This window comes from Cellulomonas sp. P4_B5_2 (genome assembly GCF_056402235.1).
The window spans coordinates 1-1728 of the sequence record NZ_JBFUHU010000489.1; the positions used below are offsets into that span (position 1 = coordinate 1).

At 66.9% G+C, this 1728-nt stretch carries 2 protein-coding genes and 1 pseudogene; all 3 read right to left on the reverse strand.

Features of this window, described 5'->3' with window-relative positions; translation table 11 throughout:
• Nucleotides 1-249: pseudogene (locus tag AC1DUQ_RS21480) on the reverse strand (single-stranded DNA-binding protein); the annotation flags it as partial.
• A gap of 34 nt (nucleotides 250-283) precedes the next feature.
• Nucleotides 284-1333, reverse strand: a complete 1050-nt coding sequence (gene yidC / locus AC1DUQ_RS21485) for a membrane protein insertase YidC (protein WP_477059576.1) — start codon at nucleotides 1331-1333, stop codon at nucleotides 284-286.
• A 21-nt stretch (nucleotides 1334-1354) separates the two neighbouring features.
• Nucleotides 1355-1651: a membrane protein insertion efficiency factor YidD gene (gene yidD, locus AC1DUQ_RS21490; protein ID WP_477059577.1), complete on the reverse strand. Its 297-nt coding sequence runs from the start codon at nucleotides 1649-1651 to the stop codon at nucleotides 1355-1357.
• Nucleotides 1652-1728 lie beyond the last annotated feature (77 nt).

Sequence of the window (1728 nt, forward strand, 5' to 3'; positions counted from 1 at the left end):
GGTCAGCTCCTGCAGCGCGTCCAGGACCTCACCGTCAGGGCCGGCGAGACAGCTGAGCGAACGGTCGGCAGGGTCCTCGGACACGATCTCGACGGCGGCGCGGCCGTGGTCGATGTCGATGTCGATGTCGCCGTCGAGGTCGGCGATGTCCAGCAGCTCCTCGAGGTAGTCGGCGGCGATCTCCCCCTCTTCCTCGAGTCGCTTCGTGCTGGTCGGCTCGACGGGGGCTTCAGGCTGGGTCGAAGTCATGGAGTCTCTCTCCGATCAACGTCGCGCGGGTGCGCTACTTCTTTGGCTTGGTGGGGGCGCCGGGCGCCGGCGTGCTGGGTCCGTCGGACTCGTCGTCCTTCGGTGTGACGGGCTTGACCGTGCGGTCCTCGATGACGCGCGGCTTGTTGCGGTCCTTGCGCTTGGGCTGCTCGCGCTGCCCGCGCGGCTTCTCCTCGATGATGACGGTCGACTCGGGCTCCTCGATGAGTCCGTGCGACTTGGCCTTGCGAGCCTTGCGCTCCTTCATGGCGATCTCGGCCTGGGAGCCCGGGGCCGGCATGCGACGGATCGTGTAGAACTGCTGACCCATCGACCACAGGTTGGTGGTGGTCCAGTAGATGAGGACACCGATGGGGAAGTTGACGCCGGAGAACGCGAAGATCAGCGGCAGCACGTAGAGCAGCACCTTCTGCTGCTGCGCCATGGGCCCCTGCAGCGCGGCAGGCGGCATGTTCTTCATGGTCAGCTGGCGCTGCGTGAGGAACGTGGTCGCAGACATCGCGATGATCAGCACGACCGTGACCACCCGGATGTGCCAGTTGTCGCCGGCCTGCATGAAGGTGCCCGACAGCGGGGCGCCGAAGATCGTCGCCGCCTCGGCCTGTGCGGCGAGCTCGGGCGTCATCGGGCCGATGGGCGGGTACGTCCCGGCGGCGATCCGAGGGAGCTCGATGAGCACGCGGAACAGCGCGAAGAAGATGGGGGACTGCAGCAGGATCGGCAGGCAGGACGCGAACGGGTTGGTGCCGTGCTCCCGGTAGAGCGCCATCGTCTCGCGGCTCATCGCCTCACGGGAGGCGGGGTCCGACTTCCCCTTGTACTTCTTCTGGATCGCCTGCATCTCCGGCGCGAGCAGCTGCATGCCGCGCGATGCCTTGATCTGCCGGAAGAACAGGGGGATCAGCAGGATCCGGATCACGATGACGAGGCCCACGATCGAGAGTCCCCACGCGGCACCACTCTCGGGGTCGAGTCCGAGTGCGGTGAGCAGGGCGTGGAACTGGACCATGATCCAGGCCACGACGACCATGATCGGTTTGAGCAGACCGTCGAACCAGCTCATCGGGGAGAACTCCTCGGGGGATCAGTGTGTGGACGAGGCCACGTCGAGATGGCGGTGGACGGGTCGTGCTGGTGGAACGTCGTCCACGCCACCCAGGTTCCAGGGGTTGCAGCGCAGGACGCGCCAGACGGCGAGCGCAGTGCCGCGAAGGGCACCGTGGCGCTGCACCGCGATCACGGCGTACTGCGAGCAGGACGGGTAGAACTTGCAGGTCGGCGGCGTCATCGGGGAGATGAACCGCTGGTATCCGCGCAAGAGCAGGAGCAGGAGCAGGGCAGGAGCACGCACCACAGCACGCGCCACCAAGCGAATGGTCATGGGATGATTAACCTTCGGTCCGACGTCGGGCGCGCCGCGCTGCGGTCTCGAGCGCGGCATCCAGATCAGAGCCCAGG

Coding starts and splice junctions, on each gene's coding strand:
- yidC (WP_477059576.1), bottom strand. CDS start 1,333: ATGAGCTGGTTCGACGGTCTGCTCAAACCGATCATGGTCGTCGTGGCC.
- yidD (WP_477059577.1), bottom strand. CDS start 1,651: ATGACCATTCGCTTGGTGGCGCGTGCTGTGGTGCGTGCTCCTGCCCTG.